16 protein-coding genes are annotated in these 19,792 nt (G+C 35.3%); 7 read left to right on the top strand and 9 right to left on the bottom strand.

The genetic code is table 11. The features are described from left to right. The first annotated feature begins 242 nt into the window (after window positions 1-242). A complete protein-coding gene (locus tag J2772_RS03265) occupies window positions 243-854 on the top strand; it encodes a transposase (protein ID WP_209913224.1) in 612 nt (203 codons plus the stop codon). A 119-nt stretch (window positions 855-973) separates the two neighbouring features. Here J2772_RS03265 and J2772_RS03260 read toward each other — a convergent pair whose 3' ends face one another. The 3 genes from J2772_RS03260 to J2772_RS03250 are packed head-to-tail and all read right to left on the bottom strand — an operon-like array spanning window position 974 to window position 4,014. Then, the gene (locus J2772_RS03260; protein ID WP_209913222.1) at window positions 974-2,113 is read right to left on the bottom strand and encodes a hypothetical protein; all 1,140 of its coding nucleotides are present in this window, start codon (window positions 2,111-2,113) and stop codon (window positions 974-976) included. Between the two features lie 26 nt (window positions 2,114-2,139). After that, window positions 2,140-3,042: a TssN family type VI secretion system protein gene (locus J2772_RS03255; protein WP_045497008.1), complete on the bottom strand. Its 903-nt coding sequence runs from the start codon at window positions 3,040-3,042 to the stop codon at window positions 2,140-2,142. 54 nt (window positions 3,043-3,096) lie between these two features. Further along, entirely contained in the window at window positions 3,097-4,014 is a 918-nt protein-coding gene (locus J2772_RS03250) for a type VI secretion system baseplate subunit TssG (protein WP_245365088.1), read from the bottom strand. A 458-nt stretch (window positions 4,015-4,472) separates the two neighbouring features. Between J2772_RS03250 and J2772_RS03245 the strand changes: the two genes are divergently transcribed. The 6 genes from J2772_RS03245 (at window position 4,473) to J2772_RS03220 (ending at window position 11,292) form a co-directional block, all read left to right on the top strand. Next, window positions 4,473-5,264 carry a S1/P1 nuclease gene (locus J2772_RS03245; protein WP_209913218.1) on the top strand — a complete coding sequence of 264 codons (792 nt, stop codon included), beginning with the start codon at window positions 4,473-4,475 and terminating at the stop codon, window positions 5,262-5,264. 349 nt (window positions 5,265-5,613) lie between these two features. Continuing rightward, window positions 5,614-6,480, top strand: a complete 867-nt coding sequence (locus J2772_RS03240; RefSeq protein WP_002979276.1) for an RNA polymerase sigma factor RpoD/SigA — start codon at window positions 5,614-5,616, stop codon at window positions 6,478-6,480. A gap of 214 nt (window positions 6,481-6,694) precedes the next feature. After that, window positions 6,695-7,288 carry a hypothetical protein gene (locus J2772_RS03235; protein ID WP_209913216.1) on the top strand — a complete coding sequence of 198 codons (594 nt, stop codon included), beginning with the start codon at window positions 6,695-6,697 and terminating at the stop codon, window positions 7,286-7,288. Between the two features lie 9 nt (window positions 7,289-7,297). Further along, entirely contained in the window at window positions 7,298-7,798 is a 501-nt protein-coding gene (locus J2772_RS03230; protein ID WP_209913214.1) for a GNAT family N-acetyltransferase, read from the top strand. 255 nt (window positions 7,799-8,053) lie between these two features. Then, complete coding sequence (locus tag J2772_RS03225; RefSeq protein WP_209913212.1) at window positions 8,054-9,172, top strand: FAD-dependent monooxygenase; 1,119 nt, start codon at window positions 8,054-8,056, stop codon at window positions 9,170-9,172. Window positions 9,173-9,258: 86 nt separating this feature from the next. Further along, the gene (locus J2772_RS03220; RefSeq protein WP_209913210.1) at window positions 9,259-11,292 is read left to right on the top strand and encodes an alpha/beta hydrolase family protein; all 2,034 of its coding nucleotides are present in this window, start codon (window positions 9,259-9,261) and stop codon (window positions 11,290-11,292) included. Between the two features lie 230 nt (window positions 11,293-11,522). On the opposite strand, the gene J2772_RS03215 is transcribed toward J2772_RS03220, so the two are convergent. The 6 genes from J2772_RS03215 to J2772_RS03190 form a co-directional block, all read right to left on the bottom strand. Beyond that, on the bottom strand, window positions 11,523-14,318 hold the full coding sequence (locus tag J2772_RS03215; protein WP_209913478.1) for a multicopper oxidase domain-containing protein: 2,796 nt from the start codon (window positions 14,316-14,318) through the stop codon (window positions 11,523-11,525). Between the two features lie 104 nt (window positions 14,319-14,422). Beyond that, entirely contained in the window at window positions 14,423-14,896 is a 474-nt protein-coding gene (locus J2772_RS03210; protein WP_209913208.1) for a DUF3347 domain-containing protein, read from the bottom strand. A 117-nt stretch (window positions 14,897-15,013) separates the two neighbouring features. Further along, window positions 15,014-15,394, bottom strand: coding sequence for an HYC_CC_PP family protein (locus tag J2772_RS03205; RefSeq protein ID WP_245365084.1), 381 nt, complete (start codon window positions 15,392-15,394; stop codon window positions 15,014-15,016). 153 nt (window positions 15,395-15,547) lie between these two features. Next, a complete protein-coding gene (locus J2772_RS03200; RefSeq protein WP_209913206.1) occupies window positions 15,548-17,788 on the bottom strand; it encodes a TonB-dependent receptor plug domain-containing protein in 2,241 nt (746 codons plus the stop codon). Between the two features lie 43 nt (window positions 17,789-17,831). Beyond that, complete coding sequence (kdsA, locus tag J2772_RS03195) at window positions 17,832-18,641, bottom strand: 3-deoxy-8-phosphooctulonate synthase (RefSeq protein WP_065397984.1); 810 nt, start codon at window positions 18,639-18,641, stop codon at window positions 17,832-17,834. Between the two features lie 621 nt (window positions 18,642-19,262). Then, a complete protein-coding gene (locus J2772_RS03190) occupies window positions 19,263-19,790 on the bottom strand; it encodes a DUF1697 domain-containing protein (RefSeq protein ID WP_209913205.1) in 528 nt (175 codons plus the stop codon). Window positions 19,791-19,792: the final 2 nt, after the last annotated feature.

Here is a 19,792-nt window from a genome sequence, read left to right as displayed (position 1 = left end):
TCTATAAACAAAACAAACGATAGACAATAGATTATCACAAAACTATATCATAAATTAAAAAAACTGTTAAAAACAATATACTACACACATACATTATCAAAATAAATAATTAATTACCAGTCTATTACAACTCAATCGTCATAGTGCCTATTCATGAATATGGAATTTTAAAAAAATATGATGTAGGGTGTATGATGTAGGATAAATAATATAATCTATAGAAAATCGGGACATTATTTAAGATGTCTGCAGTAAATATCCATGATAATTTTACTGTGATACAGAATCAATACCTTACCGCTGATTCAGGTTACGGAAGTGAAGAGAATTATGAGCTTTTAGAGAAACTTGAAATAGAGGCTTTTGTAAAGTACAATACATTTGATAAAGAGCAGGACGAAAACTATCAGAGTAAAAACAAAACATTTAGCAAAGAGCATTTGCACTACAACCGTGAGAAAGACTTTTACGTTTGTCCAATGGGACAACGGATGGAGAAAACCCACGAAAGCAGCAAAACTACCAAGACCGGTTTTGAGCAGACTTTATCGCATTACAAGGCCAAAAACTACCAAGGGTGCCCATTAAGAAGCATGTGCCATCAATCCAAAGAAAACCGAAGCATAGAGAGAAATCACAATCTGGAACGTCATAAAGAACTCACACGAAAGCGACTGAAAAGTGAAGAAGGGATAGAAAAACGTAAAAAAAGATGTTACGATGTAGAGCCTACGTTTGCCAACCTCAAACACAATCACCATTTTAAGCGATTTATGCTAAAATCGTTGAAAAAAGTAGAAATTGAGTTCGGTTTACACGCTTTAGCACACAACTTAAGAAAGAAAGTGGCATAAAAAGGCACTCCAAATCAAAAAAAAACATCCTAGAAAAATAATATTGACAGTTTATAAACAAAAACCGCCTCAAGGAAAATGAGACGGCTTCATATCTTTTTTATAATGGGAAGAAGTTTTTAATCTAATACACTCCAACCTCTTTTTGGATTGGTGTTTGAAGAAACTTCCTGTTCGTTAACAATGATATTTTCTTTTCTCTGACCAATGTAATCCAGCTCGCTCAGTTTAGAGAAGATAATTTCTAAACTTCTTAACATCTGTTGGATATAAAGTAAAGGTTCTCCGCAATTATGATGATCGTAGTTTGTTTCTGCAACAATAGAAAGTTGGTTCAGTAAAGTATGTGGTGCAATTTCACTCCACTCCAAACTATAGTTCAGCATTTCTTCCAATTCTGCAGGAACCAGAAGTTGCGTTGAGTTGTATAAATGAAGGGCTAGTCTTGCAAAAGATTCAATTAAAAATACCGGTGGTTGGTATGGTGTAATATTCCTGAACTGGAAATACATATCTCCAAAAGTAGTCACCATCGTATTACAAACAAACTTAACATTCTGTGCTAAGGCAGTATTCTGATTCTTGTGAGAAGCTTTCTGAATGATTTTGAAAGCATATTGCTGTAGGTTTCCAATAGATTTTGCAAAACTGCTGTAATAATCTACTAAAGCCGGATGACTCTGAACCGAAGTACAAGGTGGAATAAAATTAGAATCTACCTGTGCTATATTCGCTTTTAAATCTACCTTACCGATAATCAGATAATTCCCTCCTGAATAGCTGCTGTTCAAAGACGTTACAGGAAGAAGTTCAATGTGGTGATTAGGTTGTGCACTTGGGTGACGTGGTGGAATTTCTTCCGGATCAATATCTCCAAAAGGAACTTTATCAAACGGATTTACAGAAATAAGGATATAATATTCTCCATCTGCCTGCTCTTCACTCATTGATTTTGCTAGTGATTTTACACTGATTCTTCTGTCACTTAATTCGATACGGTAACCTGCCATGGTAACAGCGCTGCATCTTTTGATAACAAGCTGTACATCATTGGTAGCAGTGTTATGAACATCAAAAATAGTACGGTCTGTATACTCAGTAGAAATAGGCAAAAGCCCATAATTATATGTAGTAATCCCAAGTGAATTGGAATCTCTGATGGTATCAATTAAGAAATTATCCTGATCATTAAGGTGTCTTTGGGAAACTTTCATCCCATCCACCCAGTTGATTGCAAAATGTTTAATAGGTTGTATCATGTTTAATACTTTTTAATTTTTTGTGTTTATGATTTTCTTGCGACTCCCTCCTCTTCATGCTGAATGACTCTCTTACAAATAACCACTTCATTTTCAGAAATGCTGTTTGCAGTGATGTCCTGGTCGAAATCTATATATTTTCTAAAGCTGAAAAACGATTTTTTGGTATAAAAGATCCAATAATAAGGTTCTCTTACTTCATCGGAAAGATGAATGATAGATCCCGGATTTTTGTGGTTATAATCATCAACCACTCTGTAAAACCAGTCTCCAAAAGTAATTCCGGTTGGAAGCGTTTTAGCTTTAATTCTGAATCGGTTTGAATCTTCAAGGTTTTTGCTTAATTCAACATTCAGAACCATCAAACGGTCAAAATCTGCCCCTTCAAAATCAGGAAGCTTTTGCTCCGGAGAATATCTCCAGGTTTTATAAATATCAAAAGGAATACTGATAAATTGGATATAGCAATAATAAAATACCATAGGAACCACAAAGATCAGCATACTTGTAGCTGCCATTACAGCATACCCTGTACCTTTACTCATCCAGTTGAATAACAGGGTAAATAAAAATCCACCCAAAGCAATACATGTCAAGGAAAGTATAGATTCAAACAAAATACTCATTGCCAGAGAATCAATATGCTTTTTGAAATATTTGTGTAATAAATTAACGTGAATAATCCCAAAAATAAGGTAAATAACCTGTGCAATGAGATACCAATACGGATTAAAAAGATTTCCGGCAAATCCAAAAAAACCCGGTAGTGCCAGGCATAAACTGCACAGAAGAACGTATACAATAATTACTTTAATTTTGATCGCAGGTTTGTTTCTCCTGATAATTCCCAGGATAAACATCATGATGATGGCGATTAAAGGCATTAAAATATACCTTAAAAAAATACCTTTTACTGAAGAAATTTCCATTTGTTTCTTTTCGAATTTATACTTTGTTGGTAGTTGTAAATATAATAAAATAATTTAGAGGAATGTAGAGTATCCAAGGCGGCTGGCATTTCTTTCATCATCCTCAAGGCTGAACGAGTATTTCAGCTTTTCTGTAACGAAATTCTCTTCTATATCCACTGTAATAGGAAGAAAATAATCATACAATGTCTGAAGAACTTTTCTGAATGGGCTTCCCGGTATATATTTTTTCATTTCCTCATAAGGAATCGGGCCAATATTTATCACCCAGTTTCGCTGTCCATCCATATGTCTCCCACTAGGAATATAAGTCACGCCCAATCTTGAATTTCCCAACAGCATTGAATCATCATTTTTCTCGATTTCATCAATAACATTAGGAGAAAAGGTTACCTTAACCGGAACCTGAAGAAAAGCAGTCATACATCTTTCAAACCATCTTTTATCTCCACGGATCTGATGGAAAAACGGCAGAATATGCATAAATATATAAGCACTCTGCTTATCCAGCATATCAATAAGCGGCCAAAGTTCACTTACTGTTTCCAATAAAGCATCCGTATTGCTTGTTATATCAAATTCTGACTCTTTAAGCAGCGCACTGATCTCTGTGAAGAAAACTTCCAGCTCAAATGGGCGGAAAAATTTTCGTGCATCATCCTCTACTCTTTTCTGCTTTCTGATTTCTCTTACAACCGTATCTACGTTTTTTCTGGAAGCTCCGAGAGAAGGTGGGTGAAACAACCCTTCAGGAAGATAGTCATAAATTCCCTCCCTATAACTTTCTATCGTGAATACTTCCTCATCAAAACCTAGATAACTGCTCGAAATGCTTTTAATGTCTTTTAAGTAAGCACGATCGTTCACACCGACTCTTTCAATAAATATATTGCTTACCGTCCGATGGTATTTTAAAAGATTAACAGCTACAGCCTCTGCTTTAAAGTCAGTTTGCAGCTTATTATAGTTCATATCTACTATATTGTTCTCATGCATAGTGTTTCCTGTGATTATGACTGGTAAAGATAATATATCTCATAAGTTTGAAAAAATATTTTGCCAATAATTTTATTCTAAAAATACTAATTTATTGACATTAAAAGGAATAATTTTCAGTAAATTCCGTAAAAATACGGTAATTGAAGAATTTGTTCAAGGTTTAAAGTTTAAAGTTCGAAGTTCACTATCAGGGGTTTAACGTTTTGAATTCAAGGTTTAAGGTTGGATAGTTGAAATTTCAGTTCATATCCTTATTATATTACTTAAATACTTCGTATCCCGTATCCCGTAACTCGTCCCAAACCTAGCACAATTCCCTATTGTATTCAGATTAAATTTTATTAACATCATCCTTTGGAATAAATTCGGGATAATGTATACTCATTCGGAAAGAGGACCGTATCTTTGCAGACTGAAAATTGTTATTTAAAATGAAAAGTATTTATTCTAAAATTCTGATTTTAGCATTCATTTCCTCTTCACTTTATTCTTATGCGTGGGGATTGACGGGGCACAGAGTAATTGCAGATATTGCAGAAAATCACCTTTCCAGAAAGGCTAAGAGAGAAATCAAAAAAATAATGGGCAGGGAACGTCTTGCATATTGGGCTAACTGGCCAGACTTTATCAAATCTGATACTACAGGTGCTTGGAAACAGGCTTCATCATGGCACTACGTAAACATTGATCCGCAAACTGACTTTAAGGCTTTTGACCAAAACTTAAAAATGCAGGCAGGACCAAGTCTTTACACTCAGGTTAATACCCTATCCAGCCAGATTAAAGATGAAAAAACATCTGCAAAAGACAGAAAGATTGCCTTAATCTTCCTTATTCATATTATGGGAGATCTTGCACAACCATTACATGTAGGAAGAGCAGAGGATTTAGGAGGAAACAAGATTAATGTTACGTATTTCGGGGATAAAACCAATTTACACTCTGTTTGGGATGGTAAATTAGTAGATTCTCAAAAATACAGCTATACCGAATATTCTAAGCTTTTGGATATTAAATCTAAAGAAGAAGTTGCCCAAATTCAATCCGGAACTCTGGAAGATTGGTTATATGATTCTCACAAAATCGCCAACAAAATCTATGCACAGACTCCTAATGATTCAAAATTATCTTACGACTATCAATACAAGTTCAATGATACTCTTGAAAGACAATTATTGTACGGAGGATTGAGATTAGCTAAAGTATTGAATGAGCTATTCTAATTGAAATAAAATTCTTACAGACATAGATAAAACGGGACTTTGGTTCCGTTTTTTTGTTTGAAGTTGGGTGATCTATAGGTTGAATGAATATGATGTAGTATAGAACCACCCTGTCAAAAATTCTTTGAATTTTTAACACCCCGAGGAGGGGAATAATGGCAACCATTCTATATAGAATTATGTCAGGTAAGGGATTACTTTTTAATTTATTTTTTACTTCTAAACCTATGTTCTAACCTCTCCTACTCATATTCAATTAAAATATTTAATAAAAAAGTAAAACTTGTGTAACCTTTTTGTATTTCTATACGTATAATATATAGTAACTCTTTTTTGAGGATAAAAATAAATGAGACAATTAAAAATCACTAAGCAGGTTACCAACAGGGAAACTGCTTCATTAGACAAGTATTTGCAGGAAATTGGTAAAGTGGAACTGATTACTGCGGACGAGGAAGTAGAATTGGCACAAAGGATACGTGCTGGCGACAGAGCCGCATTGGAGAAATTAATTAAAGCCAACCTTCGTTTCGTAGTTTCTGTATCTAAGCAATACCAAAACCAAGGTCTTTCCTTACCTGATTTAATTAATGAGGGTAACTTAGGATTAATGAAGGCGGCAAAAAGGTACGATGAAACTAGAGGTTTCAAATTTATCTCTTATGCAGTATGGTGGATCCGTCAATCAATTTTACAGGCGTTGGCTGAGCAATCAAGAATTGTAAGACTTCCGTTGAACAAAATTGGTTCCATCAATAAAATTAATAAAGCATACGCTCACCTTGAGCAGGAAAATGAAAGACCACCTTCTCCGGAAGAATTGGCTGAAGTTCTTGACATGAGTGAGGAAGATATCAAAGAATCTATGAAAAACTCCGGTAGACACCTGTCTATGGATGCACCTTTAGTAGAAGGTGAAGATTCTAATCTTTATGATGTATTACGTTCAGGAGAATCACCAAGTCCTGATAAAGATTTGATGCTTGAATCTCTTCAGATTGAGATTGAAAGAGCATTAAATACTTTAACTCCAAGGGAGGCTGATTTGGTAAGATTATACTTCGGATTGAACGGAAAACACCCAATGACTTTAGAAGAAATTGGTGAGACTTTCGATCTTACAAGAGAGAGAGTTCGTCAGATCAAAGAAAAAGCAATTAAGAGACTAAAACACAATACCAGAAGTAAGATCCTTAAATCTTATTTAGGTAAATAATTTTAGCACAAACAATTTTATAAGCGGAGTCTGTTTTCAGGCTCCGTTTTTTTATTTTTGTCATAATGAATTACTATCACTCTGAGTTTTTAAAATAAAAATTTTGAGTTACATTCTATTAATAAGCATTTGTAACAATTTCTAAAATACCTTCAACTAATACTAAAAACGTAAGGCTCACACCAACAAAACATAATCATTAAATACAATCACAATGAAAAAAATACTTTTTGCAGCTACATTCGCTTTATCTCTACTTTCCTGCAGAGAAAGTAAACAACAAAATCCTCCTATCATAGAAAATGCTATCGATAATGCAGAGTCTTCCGTCTCAGGATCTTTTGAAAGTTATCGTGGTGATAATCTGGTTGATAAAACTTATTCTGAACTGATTAAAAATGATAAGAACCTTAAGGCACTTGATGATAAAATACTTAAAGTACAAAAAGAAAGTACTGAGCTATTAAAAGTATACGATGAAATACTTAATAAATCTGATGCTTTTTACCGGGAAGCCGGATATGCTGCAAAATCTATAACAGACTCTTTGGTTAAGCAGCAAATTGAAAAAGAAATTCTGGCTAGCTCCACTCAATACAGTTTGAAAACTGGAAATATCACTTCCCTCATTGCTCAAATTAATAAAAACAATGTCAATCTGAGCAATGTATACACTTCCTTTAAAATCAGAAAAACACTTCCGGAAATTGAAAAATATCAAAATGCCCATCCTTTAAAAACGGATAGCCTGGATCAGTTTATCAACAAACAGAATAAATTACTGGAAGAATTAAAGAAACTAAAATAACAACACCTCATGAACTATACTACACAATGGCTTACAGATAAGACTCGCATCAAGGAATTGGTAGATTTTTTTATCACTCATAAAACAGATACTTATATTTCTCATGGCGAAATGATGTCTGGCAGAGCTATCGACACTCATCATTGGAATCCGGATCTTGATGTCATTTTAACGGAACAGCTCCTTACAGATTTCAACTCTGATGGGAGTTCCAAACTGAATATTTTAATCGCAGAAGATGAGAATAAAGAAATTGTAGGAATGATGGTTTTCAATGTTATCAACAGTCCTTTTAAAAAGTATGCGATTCTGGAGGATATGCTTTTGGATCAGTCTGTAAGAGGACAATCTCTTGGAAGTAAGCTGTTGGAAAAAGCCATTGAGGAATCTAAAAGCTGGAATATCAGCTTTATTTTGCTGGAAAGCGGAGTGAATAATCATGGTGCCCATCAGTTTTTCAACAGATATGGTTTCAAAAAGGTATCTGAAAGTTATATTTTGACATTATAAGTTCATAATCTTGTTGGAAAATTACCATGAATACACAAATAATTTTATTATGCTTAAAGCCTATATCTATTTTATCTAACGAGGAAGAATCTCATATATAGCTTAGATTCTTCATTTCACTTATGAACTACGTTCGCAGACCTTCGTCTGTATTCAGGATGACAAAGCACAAAGAGGCATAGAGGATTTTATTCGTGTATTCGTGGCAAAAAATAAAAGTAACTTCTTACTGAACATATTATCACAAAATAAACAATGAGTACAATTTCAATCATCGGAGCCGGAATAGGCGGACTTACCTTAGGAAGTGTCCTCCAACAAAATGGATACAATTTTACGATCTACGAATCTGCACCAGAAATAAAACCGGTTGGGGCCGGAATCATGATGGCTGTAAATGCCATGCAAGTTTTTGATAAGTTAGGTTTAAAGGAAAAAATTGAAAATGCTGGAAATAAGATTCACAGGATTACCTTGTCCAATGAGTCTCTGAAACCTTTTTCAAAGACGGAAATCCTTGAACTGGAAGCTCAGTACAAGTCCTGTAACGTAGCGATCCACCGGGCGGAACTTCAAAGAATTCTTGCAGAAAATCTGGATCAAAATTCCATTAAGCTTAATCATTCTTTACAGAAAATTGAAAAGAAAGAAAACTATATTTTAGACTTTGAAAATGGAAATCAGATAGAAAGCACCATTGTTTTTGGTGCTGATGGTATAAAATCTCCTATTCGGAACCAAATTCTAAAAACAGGATTAATCCGAAGCTCCGGACAGAAATGCTGGCGTGGTTTAGTAGATTTTGAGCTCCCCGAGCACCACCATCACGAAGCTTTTGAGATGTGGGGAAAAGGAAAACGTTTTGGGTTTGTAAAAATCTCTGAGAAAAAAGTGTATTGGTATGCATGTATCAATGAGAAAAGTTTTAGCAGGTACTCCCAAATTACAGACCTATTTAAAGATTTTGATGATTTGGTTTTGAACCTTATTGAGGCTACCCAAAAAGAAAATATCATCTGTAACGAAATTACAGACCTCACTCCTATTCCTCAATGGTATACCGAAAACCTATGTCTTATTGGAGATGCAGCTCATGCTACCACGCCCAATATGGGACAGGGCGCCTGTCAGGCTATTGAAGATGCTTATGTGCTCGGTAGACTATTGGAAAAAAATAAAGATTTTAATGCTGTTTTTGAAGAATTTCAGAAGATCAGGAGAAGAAAAGTAGATTATATTGTAAATACAAGCCGAACCATAGGCAAAGTTTCTCAATGGGAATACGGAAACTCATTACGGAATTTTATGATGAGTTTAATTCCTGAAAGTATCAATCAAAAGATGGCCAAGAAGATTATTGAACTGGACTTGTAAACTTAATTTTTTGCAACTTTAATGTAATATAATCAATGATTTATATAAATTAATAACTAAATTAACAAATATCAAAATCAAAAAATATGAAAAAAATATTTTATGTATTACTCCTGCTGATAGGATTCCAAACCTTTCAGGCACAGGATGTTCAATTATTGGACAGAAAACTGTTTTTTGGAAACCCTGAGATTACCGGTGGCCAATTGAGCCCGGATGGAAAATGGATTTCATTCCTGAAAGAATACGGTGGAATCATGAACATTTGGGTAAAAAAATTCGATGAACCCTTTGAAAAGGCCAAACCATTAACAGATAGCAAGCGACCGTTAAATGGATATTTCTGGTCGGAAGATGGAAAATACATATTGTATGTAAAGGATAAAAATGGCGATGAAAACACCAATATTTTTGCAGTTGATCCAATGGCTAAGGCAGCCAATGGGGTTCCTGAATCGAGAAATCTCACCCCACTTAATGAAGTGGCTGCTCAAATCTATATGGTCAGCAGAAAAGATCCTGATCTGATAATGGTTGGATTAAATAACCGTGATAAAGCGTGGCATGATTTGTACTCTTTAAAAATCTCTACCGGTGAACTGAAAAAGGTATTCGAAAATAAAGATCGTATTACAGGATACGATTTCGACTGGGATGAAAAGCTTAGAATTTTAAACAGAACGGATGATAAAGGAACAACTCAGTTCCTGTATAAAGACGGTGATAAGCTGACTCCCATCTATGAAACATTAGTAACTGAAGAAGCTTATATTCCAAACTGGAACGAAGATAATTCAAAGTTTTATCTGGTAACCAATAAAGGAGATCTCGATCAATCTGCATTATTTTTGATGGATCCAAAAACCAAACAGATCACGAAAATAGAAAGCGATCCTAAAGGAAAAGTAGATTTTGGCGGCTTATCTGCAGACAGAAATACAAGAAAAATTATTTTCACCTCTTACACGGGTGATAAAACTGAATACTACTGGAAAGACAAAAATTGGGAAGCTAACTATAAATTCCTACAGAGTAAATTCCCTGGTAAGGAAATTAATTTTTCAAGCTCCACAAAAGATTATTCTAAATTTTTAATTTCAGTTTGGAGTGACCAATATGTTTCTGAGTCTTATTTTTTCGATACCAAAACAAAAGAATTAATTTTCCAATATACTCCAAGACCGGAGCTGAAGAAAGTTGAAAAACACCTTGCTGCCATGACCCCAATCCGCTACAAAAGCAGTGACGGACTTGAAATTCCGGCTTATCTTACTTTACCAGCAGGTTCTTCCGGCAAAAATGTCCCGATTGTGGTTTTAGTTCATGGAGGACCAAAAGGCCCAAGGGATTATTGGGGGTATAATTCAATTGTACAGTTTCTTGCAAACAGAGGATATGCTGTACTGCAACCCAATTTCAGAGCAAGTGGCGGATACGGTAAAAAATTTCAGAACGGTGGCGATCTGCAATGGGGAAAATTGATGCAGGATGATATCACATGGGGCGTAAAACACCTGATTGACAAAGGAATAGCTGATAAAAACAAAGTAGTTATTATGGGAGGCAGCTATGGTGGTTATGCTACTCTGGCCGGGTTGGTATTCACTCCTGATGTATATGCTGCAGGAGTTGATATTGTGGGCCCTAGCAACCTTTTCACTCTATTGGATTCTGTTCCTGCCTATTGGGAATCTGCGCGTGCTTCCCTTTATGGTATGGTAGGTGATCCAAAAACTGAAGAAGGTAAAAAGCTAATGCATGATGCGAGTCCTTTATTCAGTGTCAATAAAATTAATAAACCTTTACTGATTATTCAGGGTGCTAATGATCCGAGGGTAAAACAGGCTGAGGCAGATCAAATTGTCATAGCTCTTCGTGATAAAGGTAAAAAAGTAAATTATATTTTAGCTGATGATGAAGGACATGGATTCAGAAAACCTGTAAACAGTATGGCGATGTATGCCGAAACAGAAAAGTTCCTTTCCGAAGTTATTGGCGGAAGATACCAGAAAGACATGCCTGAAAACGTAGCAAAACGTCTGAAAGAAATGACAGTTGATATCACAAAAGTTACTTATGCTCCGGCAGAAAAGACCAAGGAAACTAAACCTAACAAATAAACAGTAATATTCAATATACAAAGCCACCTTTCAATGAGGTGGCTTTTTGCTTTATTTAACTATTGAAAAGATAGTGTTTATCATAATCTGTGGTCTTACTTTTAACCAAGGATTTCACAGATTATTGCTTATATTAAATATTTGCGAAATCTATGATCTGCGAGAGATAATTCTTTTTTATATTATCCATCACAATGAAAAAACCGCCTCAATGAGACGGTCTTTTATTTTTAATAGGTTAAGATAACACCGGCACCCCAGCCCATTTCGTTATCGTAGTTTCCGGAAAGGGATAAATATTTCTGAACGATATATCTTATTCCTGTTGAAAATTCCCCATCTGAATTGATACTGAAGTTCCCCCTCAGCCTTCTGGAAAGTGGAATATCTTCTCTGCTCAGTTCCAGCAATACTTTTCCATTCTGATCTACACTTGCATCTGCCGTAATCAACATGGGTAATACATACTGCATCCCTACCATAAAGGCATATCTGCTTTTTGAAGCTTTCTGCTGTCCGAACCAGGTTTTCTTTCCATGAAAATCCATTCCCATATCTTCTGCCATTTGTCTTTCCATAATTTCATGGTTTTTCTGAACTCTGAATCCTGCATAAGGCAATGCCCACTGGAATTTTCCTAAGAACCTTCCTACTTTTGCACTTCCTTCAAAATGGTCAAAGTTCCAATTGGTATGAAATTCATTCAGATTAGCCCATCTTGGTCCAAACATCGTCATGGTTTCTGTATGGATTTTATTGCTTGCTACGTCCAGCATTGCCATTGAGCTTACCATTTGATTATCTTTCAAAAAGTTTTTCCAGGCCAATTTTCTGTTCGGAAGTTGTGGATTTGGTTTTGAATTCTCATAACTGAAGATTCTTCCCATCCCGGCCATCATGTGATACAGAATATGACAGTGGAAGAACCAATCTCCATCTTGGTTCGCTGCAAATTCGATCGTCACTGTTTCCATCGGCATAATGTCTACTACGTTTTTCAATGGTGAGTATTCTCCTTTTGAATTAATCAATCTGAAATCATGTCCGTGAAGGTGCATCGGGTGACGCATCATAGAGTTGTTGTACAATTTGATTCTTAAAATCTCACCTTTTTTAATCAGAATTTTATCTGTTTCTGTCACCGTTTTGTTGTCCAATGTCCACAGATAATGGTTCATATTCCCTTCCAACGTAAACTTCATGTTACGAACACTGTCTGTAGGAAGAATTGTTTTTTCAGGAGATTTTAAAATATTGTAAGATAATCGTTTGATGGTTTTCTCTTCAACCATATCCATTCCTGCATGTTGAGAATGATCTTCACTCTTTTTATCTTCTTTCGTCTTCACACCCATCATCTCATTGATGTGTTTTGCAGTCGTTTTTCTTTGCTTTTCCGAAAGTTCAGGATACATTACTTCATTCATATCCATCATCTGATTTCCCATCGTCATAGTCATTGGCTTCATGTTTCCGCTCATTTCCATCATTCCGTTCATCATTTTCATTCCTTCAAAAAGCATCAGTCTTGGTAAATTAGGTGCTTCTACTTTATCACCGGATCCCAGCCAAAGTGAAGCGTGTCCTATTCTATCTTCTGAAGTCGCACGGAATTCAAAGCTTTTATTCTCAGGAATGGTCACTTCAATATCATAGGTTTCAGAAACTCCGACAATCAATCGGTCTACTTCTACCGGAACTACATCATTTCCATCATTTCCCACTACTTTTATTTTTCCGCCACCATAATTCAGCCAAAAATAAGTGGATGACCCTCCATTAGCTACCCTTAGTCTTACTTTATCTCCTGCTTTCAGGTTAGAATAATCAGAACTTGGAGTTCCGTTAATCAAGAATTTATCGTAATATACATCACTTACATCCATGGCTTCCATCCTTTTCCATTCGTTCAGTGCTTTTGTTCCGAAATTTCCAGATTTAATAGCTTCCCAATAACTCTGCACTGCATTTTTCTTTACTGCGTACCAATCTGTATTGGCCATGTGCAATCTGCGGGCGATCTGCATAGGATCATCATCACTCCAATCTCCTAATAATACAGGGATTTCCGCATTATATTCTGTTCTGGGCTCGCCTTCTCTCTTTTTAAAGACTAAAATACCATTCATTCCTATCTGCTCCTGTAATGCTTCATGGGAATGGTACCAATAGGTTCCGTTTTGAGAGATTTTAAATTTGTATAAATGGGTTTCACCCGGTTTTACAGGTTTTGTAGTAAGATAGGGAACACCATCATGTTCATTAGGCAGAATCACCCCATGCCAGTGAAGTCCTGTATTTTCTTTAAGCATATTGTGCAGGTAAATTTCAGCAGTATCACCTTCTGTAAAGTATAGTGTAGGTGCCTGAAGTTTACCGTTAATTGCAAGGGCTCTTCTGTTTTTCCCTGTAAAATTAACAATCGTGTCTTTTACATACAGATCGTAACGAACTTTTTTTCCACCAAAAGTAAGTTTACCATTTTCAGAATTTCTTTTTAAAACAGATTTCTCTTCTTTTGGAGCTTCAACAACCGTGTGTTGATGATCTTCTTTTTCTACCAGCTCCATTCCACATTTAGGACACTTTCCCGGCCTATCTGAAATTATTTCAGGATGCATAGGGCAAGTATAAGTAGTTTGAGATTTAGTTTTTGATAGAGATGAAATTTGAGGTTGATTAACTGATTTTAAAGCAGGCTTAGCCATCTGAACTGGCTCTGCTTTCCTTACTCCGCTTACTTTTTTAACTTCACCAGCCTTCTTTGTCTTTTTAACATTAACCTTTGTTTGGTGTACTTTTGTTTCTACAGATTTTGCTTTTGTCTCTACTTTCGGTACAGGTTTTACCGCTGGCTTTGCCACAACCTTTGGCTGTACTACAACTGTTTTCTTTACCAATGTCATTTTACACTTCGGGCAGTCTCCGGATTTTGAAGAGACTACTTCAGGGTGCATGGGGCAGGTATAATAGATTTTTGCAGTTTGCGCGAACGTAAAAACAGAGAACAAAAGCACCAGAAACATTATTAGTTTTTTCATAATATTCCGAACTTTTTAGAAGTTGCAGAGTTTAAAGTTTAAGACAAATTAAACACCACAACTTGCTTTCTTAGAGATTAATACAATAATTATTTAATTTCAGACTTTACACTTCCGCATGAAAGCATAGATTTTCCGTAGTATGGATTCATGATTTGTTTTTCATCACTTAACCAACTACCGTCAGCCATTGGGCAATATTGTACATAAACCGGTTTTTCAGAAAGTTTGAACTCCTTCGTCAGACCAATCATATTGTCTGATAAATTGAAGAAAGTCTCTCTCTGAGCTGCCACAGTTCTCGCTTCTGAAATAGCTGAAGCATCTTTTCTAAGAATATTAAGATTACCTTCTGAAACCAATTTATAATCGATGGTAGAAGCCGTTTTAATGAATTCCGTAGCTGCTTTTGAAGTTTGATCCGCATCATCAGAAGCTAAAGCCGACTTAATCGCAATATAGTTCTGATAGAGCTTTGAAACCTGAGCATCTTTTTTAGATTGCGCTGAAAGTGAAATAACTGAGAATAAAGATAAGGCTGCTGTAATGATATACTTTTTCATTGTTTTAAATTTTAGAATTAATTTTTTTAATAAAGAATAAGGGTAACGCACAGGAAATGCGTCAAGATATGTCATTGGTAACAATGTTATCATAACACCGAAAACGACAGACGGATTCTAAATTCTAAAATTACAATGATTAATATAGATAGGTACCGGTTGGTATCCCGGTGGTGCATTGATCTGAATTTGAGTAAATTTAGTAGCCGAAAAGGATCTGTCTACAAAAGCAAACTGATGCTTCACTGGAATTTCTGAAATCTGGCCTAAAAAATCAACTTTAAGCAGATCAGACTTTTGGGAGTCATCAACTTTTACAACTTTGATCTCTGTCTTACAGCATCCTTTTTTATCTTTGACACCGCATTTGCCACAAATATCATCAACTTTCTGACTTACAGAAACAAATTCCTTCATACAATAATGAATGCTAAATGCTGCTCCGGAAGAGAATCCGAAGTAGAAAATAGAAAACAGTATGGCAAGAATCTTTTTCATTGTTGAGACAAAGTTAAAAATATTCAGGAAACCGTTGTTATAAAATTTTGTAATGTTGTTATAAAATTCAGGTAAATAAAAAACCTCTGAATTATTTTTCAGAGGTTTTTCTATTTTTAATTGCTCTCGCAGGTGATACTGATTGAGCAGATTTTATAGTTTAAATTCTAACTTCACATTGAAGAAACGTCCTGTAAGACGTACCGGAACCGGATACATATAATTGGTATTGTAATCCGTAATCCATTGGTTAGCCACTGTATTATTGATATTAAATGCGTTGAAAACCTGTACTCCTAATGATAATTCCTGGAAATTACCCCAGAAACCGGATTTTTTATTTTTATCCTTTGGATCAATAAATACTTTTGTTAATCCAATATCTACCCTTTTGTAAGCAGGCAGTGTTTTCTGATAACTGTATGCTGAATTGAAATCCGGCTGCCCGTTATCATTAAACATGACAGGAGATCCTGTTGGTAATCCCATTGCATACACTAAGGTAAGGTTTACCCTCATAGATGGGAATTGCGGCATATAATCCTGATAGAACATCGCCACCCTGAATCTCTGATCTGTAGGCCTTGGAATATCTCCTCTTCCATCAATATTTTCATACACTCTTGCATAACTCGCCGATAACCAAGAATCTACTCCCGGAACAAATTCACCGAATAATCTGGTATCAATTCCATAAGCATATCCCTTAGCATTATTCTGTCCTGAGTAACGGATTCTCACATTATCCATATAATACGGAATCAGGTTATCCATTTTTTTGTAATAAAGCTCCGTTGTTAATTTAAACGGTCTGTCATACATATAGAATTCATAGTCATTGGAAAGGATGGCCTGAATAGACCTTTGTGACTTGATGTTTGGGTTGAAATTTCCGTCAAGATCTTTAATTTCCTTATAAAATGGAGACTGATAATAGATCCCTCCGGAAAGTTTGAACAACATATCAGTATCCCAATCCGGTTTTATTGCAAACTGAACCCTTGGTGAGACTATTGTTTCTTTATTGAAACTCCAGTTAGATACTCTTACTCCGGCATTTAAAAAGACTTTGCTTGCTCCCCAATAAAACTTCTGAGAATACTGAGCATAAGCAGATAATCTTGACGGCTCTATATTATTCTTTCCTGCAATATAATAGAACATTCTCAGATCTCCTGTTGTAGTTCCTGATCTCGGATCAATCACTTCCGGTCTTGGAAGACTGTATCCCGCAGAATCTACTAATTTCCATTCATTGGTAAGATCTTTAAGATTTTCTTTTTCGTATTTGAAACCAACCTCAATATCCGTATTGACATTAGGAGAAAACTTAGCTCTGAACTGGGTTCCGTAAGTTCTTACAAACAGGTCATTTCTGGCATGTTCCGTTTGTCCACCCACGTCATAACTGGAAACAGGTTCCTTTGTTATCGGGTCAAATGTCTGCAGGTCATATTCTGAGCGGATGGTATAATATTCTCTTTCCCTGTTCTGATAAGCAAAAGCATCCAAGGTAAGTTTCCATTTATCAGCCGGCTTATAGTTCATGGAAAATGTACCCATCATATTTTTATATTGGTCATTTTCCTTACCAGCATAACCTATATTTACCGTAATAGGCTGCTGAAGACTTCCAAAAGTTACACTTTTCGCCTTAGGAATCATCTCATAATCATTCTTGGAATAATATCCTATGAATGACATGGAGAGTTTATCGTTAACATGATAATTCAAATAAGACTGAAAATCCCAATAGGTAGGATTAAAGTCTGTATCTTCTTTTAAGGTGTTAAGAACAAGATTGGTATTTCTGTATCTTCCAGAAAATAATGCTGTAAATTTCTTATTCTTCGAAGCTAAACCGGTGGTTAATCTACCTCCAATTAGACTTGCTTCACCGGAAACCTCAAATTTTTCAGGTTCACGGTAATAGATATTTAAAGCAGAAGACATTTTATCACCATATTTGGCTTCAAATCCTCCAGCGGAGAAGTTCACTGTTGAAACCATATCTGGGTTAATGATACTCATCCCTTCCTGCTGAGAGTTTCTGATCAGAAAAGGTCTGTAGATCTCAATATCATTGATGTAGATAAGATTTTCATCATAGTTTCCACCACGCACCATATACTGAGAAGATAGCTCAGTGTTGGAGTTTACGGAAGGGAGCGTTTTAATAAGTCCCTCAATTCCACCACTGATAGAAGCTACTGCTTTCGCTTCTTTTGCAGAAATTTTCACATTGGTAAGGTCATTCGTTCTTCCTGTTGTTTTTTTCTGGAACACAACTTCCTCTATATCGGTCACTCTAGTGGTCGCTGTATCCTTTTTTCTTTGTTGGGAGAAAATCAGAATAGGGACCATAAGGCTTAGCGGTAAAACTAGTTTTTTCAAAAGAAATATTTTAGAATTTCTAAAATTAATGTTTTTTTAACAATTACAAAATTGATTCTCTAATTCTTGTCAATTTTTGTAATAAATCTTCTAATAAATCCAGTCTTAACATATTGGCACCATCAGATAATGCTGTTTCCGGAGTTGGATGTGTTTCAATGAAAATTCCGTCTGCTCCTACTGCAATTCCTGCTTTGGCAATGGTTTCAATAAGATCCGGCCTTCCTCCTGTTACTCCCGAGCTTTGGTTAGGCTGTTGTAATGAATGCGTAACATCCAGAATTACAGGCGCATATTCTCTCATGGTAGGAATTCCTCTGTAATCTACGATCAGATCTGTATATCCGAAAGAATTTCCTCTTTCAATAATCGCTACTTTCTGGTTATCAGAATCTGTAATTTTCTGAACCGCAAATTTCATCGATTCCGGTGAAAGAAACTGTCCTTTTTTCAAAGACACACATTTTCCTGTTTTTGCAGCAGCCACCAATAAGTCTGTTTGACGTACAAGGAATGCAGGGATCTGAAGAACATCCACATATTGCGCCGCTAATGCAGCATGCTCATTTTCGTGAATATCCGTAGTGGTAGGAATGTTGAAGGTCTCTCCTACTTTTTTAAGAATTTCAAGAGATTTCTCTTCTCCAATGGTTGTGAAAGAGTCTACACGGCTTCTGTTAGCCTTTTTGAAACTCCCTTTAAAAATATAAGGAATATTATACTTGTCTGTAATGTTGATTACTTTTTCAGCAATTCTAAGTGCCATATCTTCCCCTTCAATAATACAAGGTCCTGCAATAAGGAAAAAGTTCTTTGAATCTTTGTGCTGAATATTATCTAAATACTGAATCATTTTGTTGTAATTAAAAAGTTCAGTAAAAATACTGAGAAAGTTTCAGACTTGGAAATTATTTGGAAAGAGAGTTTAAGATGGTTGGATATAATAGATGATAGATGATAGATGATAGATGATAGATGATAGATGATAGATGATAGATGATAGAAGGTAATGACGATATTTTAAGCAGATGTATTTTTCGGATTAAGTTTTAATTAAAATTTCAGATGGTAATTCAATGCTAAAATTTTCTCATATTTTTCAACACTTAATTTGATCTAAACACTGTTGATTAACGTTTAAAGCTATATTCCTGGCGGAATGACAAAAATTGCGGATATTTTTTTAAACCTGTAAGAATAAAAAACAATAAATTCTCCAAGTATTTTTATCCATCCAGTTTGTCATTCTGACGAAGGAAGAATCTCCGTATAGTTATTTTAAATATGAAGGTTTAGATTCCTGCAGAATCAGAGATTCGATGTGGTCAATAAAAAAAATCTGAAAAATCTACAATAATGATAATTTTCAGAGATTTTCTCATAGGTTTTGGCTAAAGCCAAGGCAATTGTTATAAAACAAAAAACGGACTAAACCCGTTCCTATTGGATTTTCTTATTATATTGGAGATAAAAACTACTCCATCTTTTTCAGTATCTTCTCAAAGGTATTGATATTTCTACTGGTCATTTGATCCTTCAGGCTTTTCTTTCCTAAAACTTTTCCAAAGTTGGAATCTAATGTATTTCCCTTGGGAACCTGCCAATAAAATATATCATTGACGATTTCTGCTTTTTCATTTTCCGCCTGAGCAGCTTTTTCAAACTCTTTCATCAAAACATTTTCTACGCCCGACATTCCGACAAAACCATAAATATGAAGGTCCTCATTTTTTTCAAAAGGAACACTGTTCCAGAAAGCCTCTGTTTCTTCATGAGATTTTATAAACAGGAAAGCTTCATAGGAAAAATGCTCTGACATTGCTTTTTCAAGAATTATTTTTAATTCAACAGCATTTTTGTCAGAAGAAAACACAATATTTCCGGAAGCTAATATAGAAACTACATCTTTCATTCCTGCATCCTTGAAAACCTGACAGACATCTGCCATTTTCATATTGGTTCCTTTTACATTGACACCGCGGAGAAAAGCACAATATTTCATAA

Source organism: Chryseobacterium jejuense (assembly GCF_017877355.1).
GTDB lineage: Bacteria > Bacteroidota > Bacteroidia > Flavobacteriales > Weeksellaceae > Chryseobacterium > Chryseobacterium jejuense_A.
Note: the sequence above shows the minus strand (reverse complement) of the source record. Positions and strands in the feature narration are given on the sequence as shown.

Excerpts from the sequence above, each read along its gene's own strand:
- J2772_RS03220 (WP_209913210.1), top strand. The coding sequence starts at position 9,259 with ATGAAAAAAATATTTTATGTATTACTCCTGCTGATAGGATTCCAAACC.
- J2772_RS03240 (WP_002979276.1), top strand. The coding sequence starts at position 5,614 with ATGAGACAATTAAAAATCACTAAGCAGGTTACCAACAGGGAAACTGCT.
- J2772_RS03235 (WP_209913216.1), top strand. The coding sequence starts at position 6,695 with ATGAAAAAAATACTTTTTGCAGCTACATTCGCTTTATCTCTACTTTCC.
- kdsA (WP_065397984.1), bottom strand. The coding sequence starts at position 18,641 with ATGATTCAGTATTTAGATAATATTCAGCACAAAGATTCAAAGAACTTT.
- J2772_RS03265 (WP_209913224.1), top strand. The coding sequence starts at position 243 with ATGTCTGCAGTAAATATCCATGATAATTTTACTGTGATACAGAATCAA.
- J2772_RS03215 (WP_209913478.1), bottom strand. The coding sequence starts at position 14,318 with ATGTTTCTGGTGCTTTTGTTCTCTGTTTTTACGTTCGCGCAAACTGCA.
- J2772_RS03205 (WP_245365084.1), bottom strand. The coding sequence starts at position 15,394 with ATGAAAAAGATTCTTGCCATACTGTTTTCTATTTTCTACTTCGGATTC.
- J2772_RS03210 (WP_209913208.1), bottom strand. The coding sequence starts at position 14,896 with ATGAAAAAGTATATCATTACAGCAGCCTTATCTTTATTCTCAGTTATT.
- J2772_RS03260 (WP_209913222.1), bottom strand. The coding sequence starts at position 2,113 with ATGATACAACCTATTAAACATTTTGCAATCAACTGGGTGGATGGGATG.
- J2772_RS03230 (WP_209913214.1), top strand. The coding sequence starts at position 7,298 with ATGAACTATACTACACAATGGCTTACAGATAAGACTCGCATCAAGGAA.
- J2772_RS03245 (WP_209913218.1), top strand. The coding sequence starts at position 4,473 with ATGAAAAGTATTTATTCTAAAATTCTGATTTTAGCATTCATTTCCTCT.
- J2772_RS03255 (WP_045497008.1), bottom strand. The coding sequence starts at position 3,042 with ATGGAAATTTCTTCAGTAAAAGGTATTTTTTTAAGGTATATTTTAATG.
- J2772_RS03250 (WP_245365088.1), bottom strand. The coding sequence starts at position 4,014 with ATGAACTATAATAAGCTGCAAACTGACTTTAAAGCAGAGGCTGTAGCT.
- J2772_RS03190 (WP_209913205.1), bottom strand. The coding sequence starts at position 19,790 with ATGAAATATTGTGCTTTTCTCCGCGGTGTCAATGTAAAAGGAACCAAT.
- J2772_RS03225 (WP_209913212.1), top strand. The coding sequence starts at position 8,054 with ATGAGTACAATTTCAATCATCGGAGCCGGAATAGGCGGACTTACCTTA.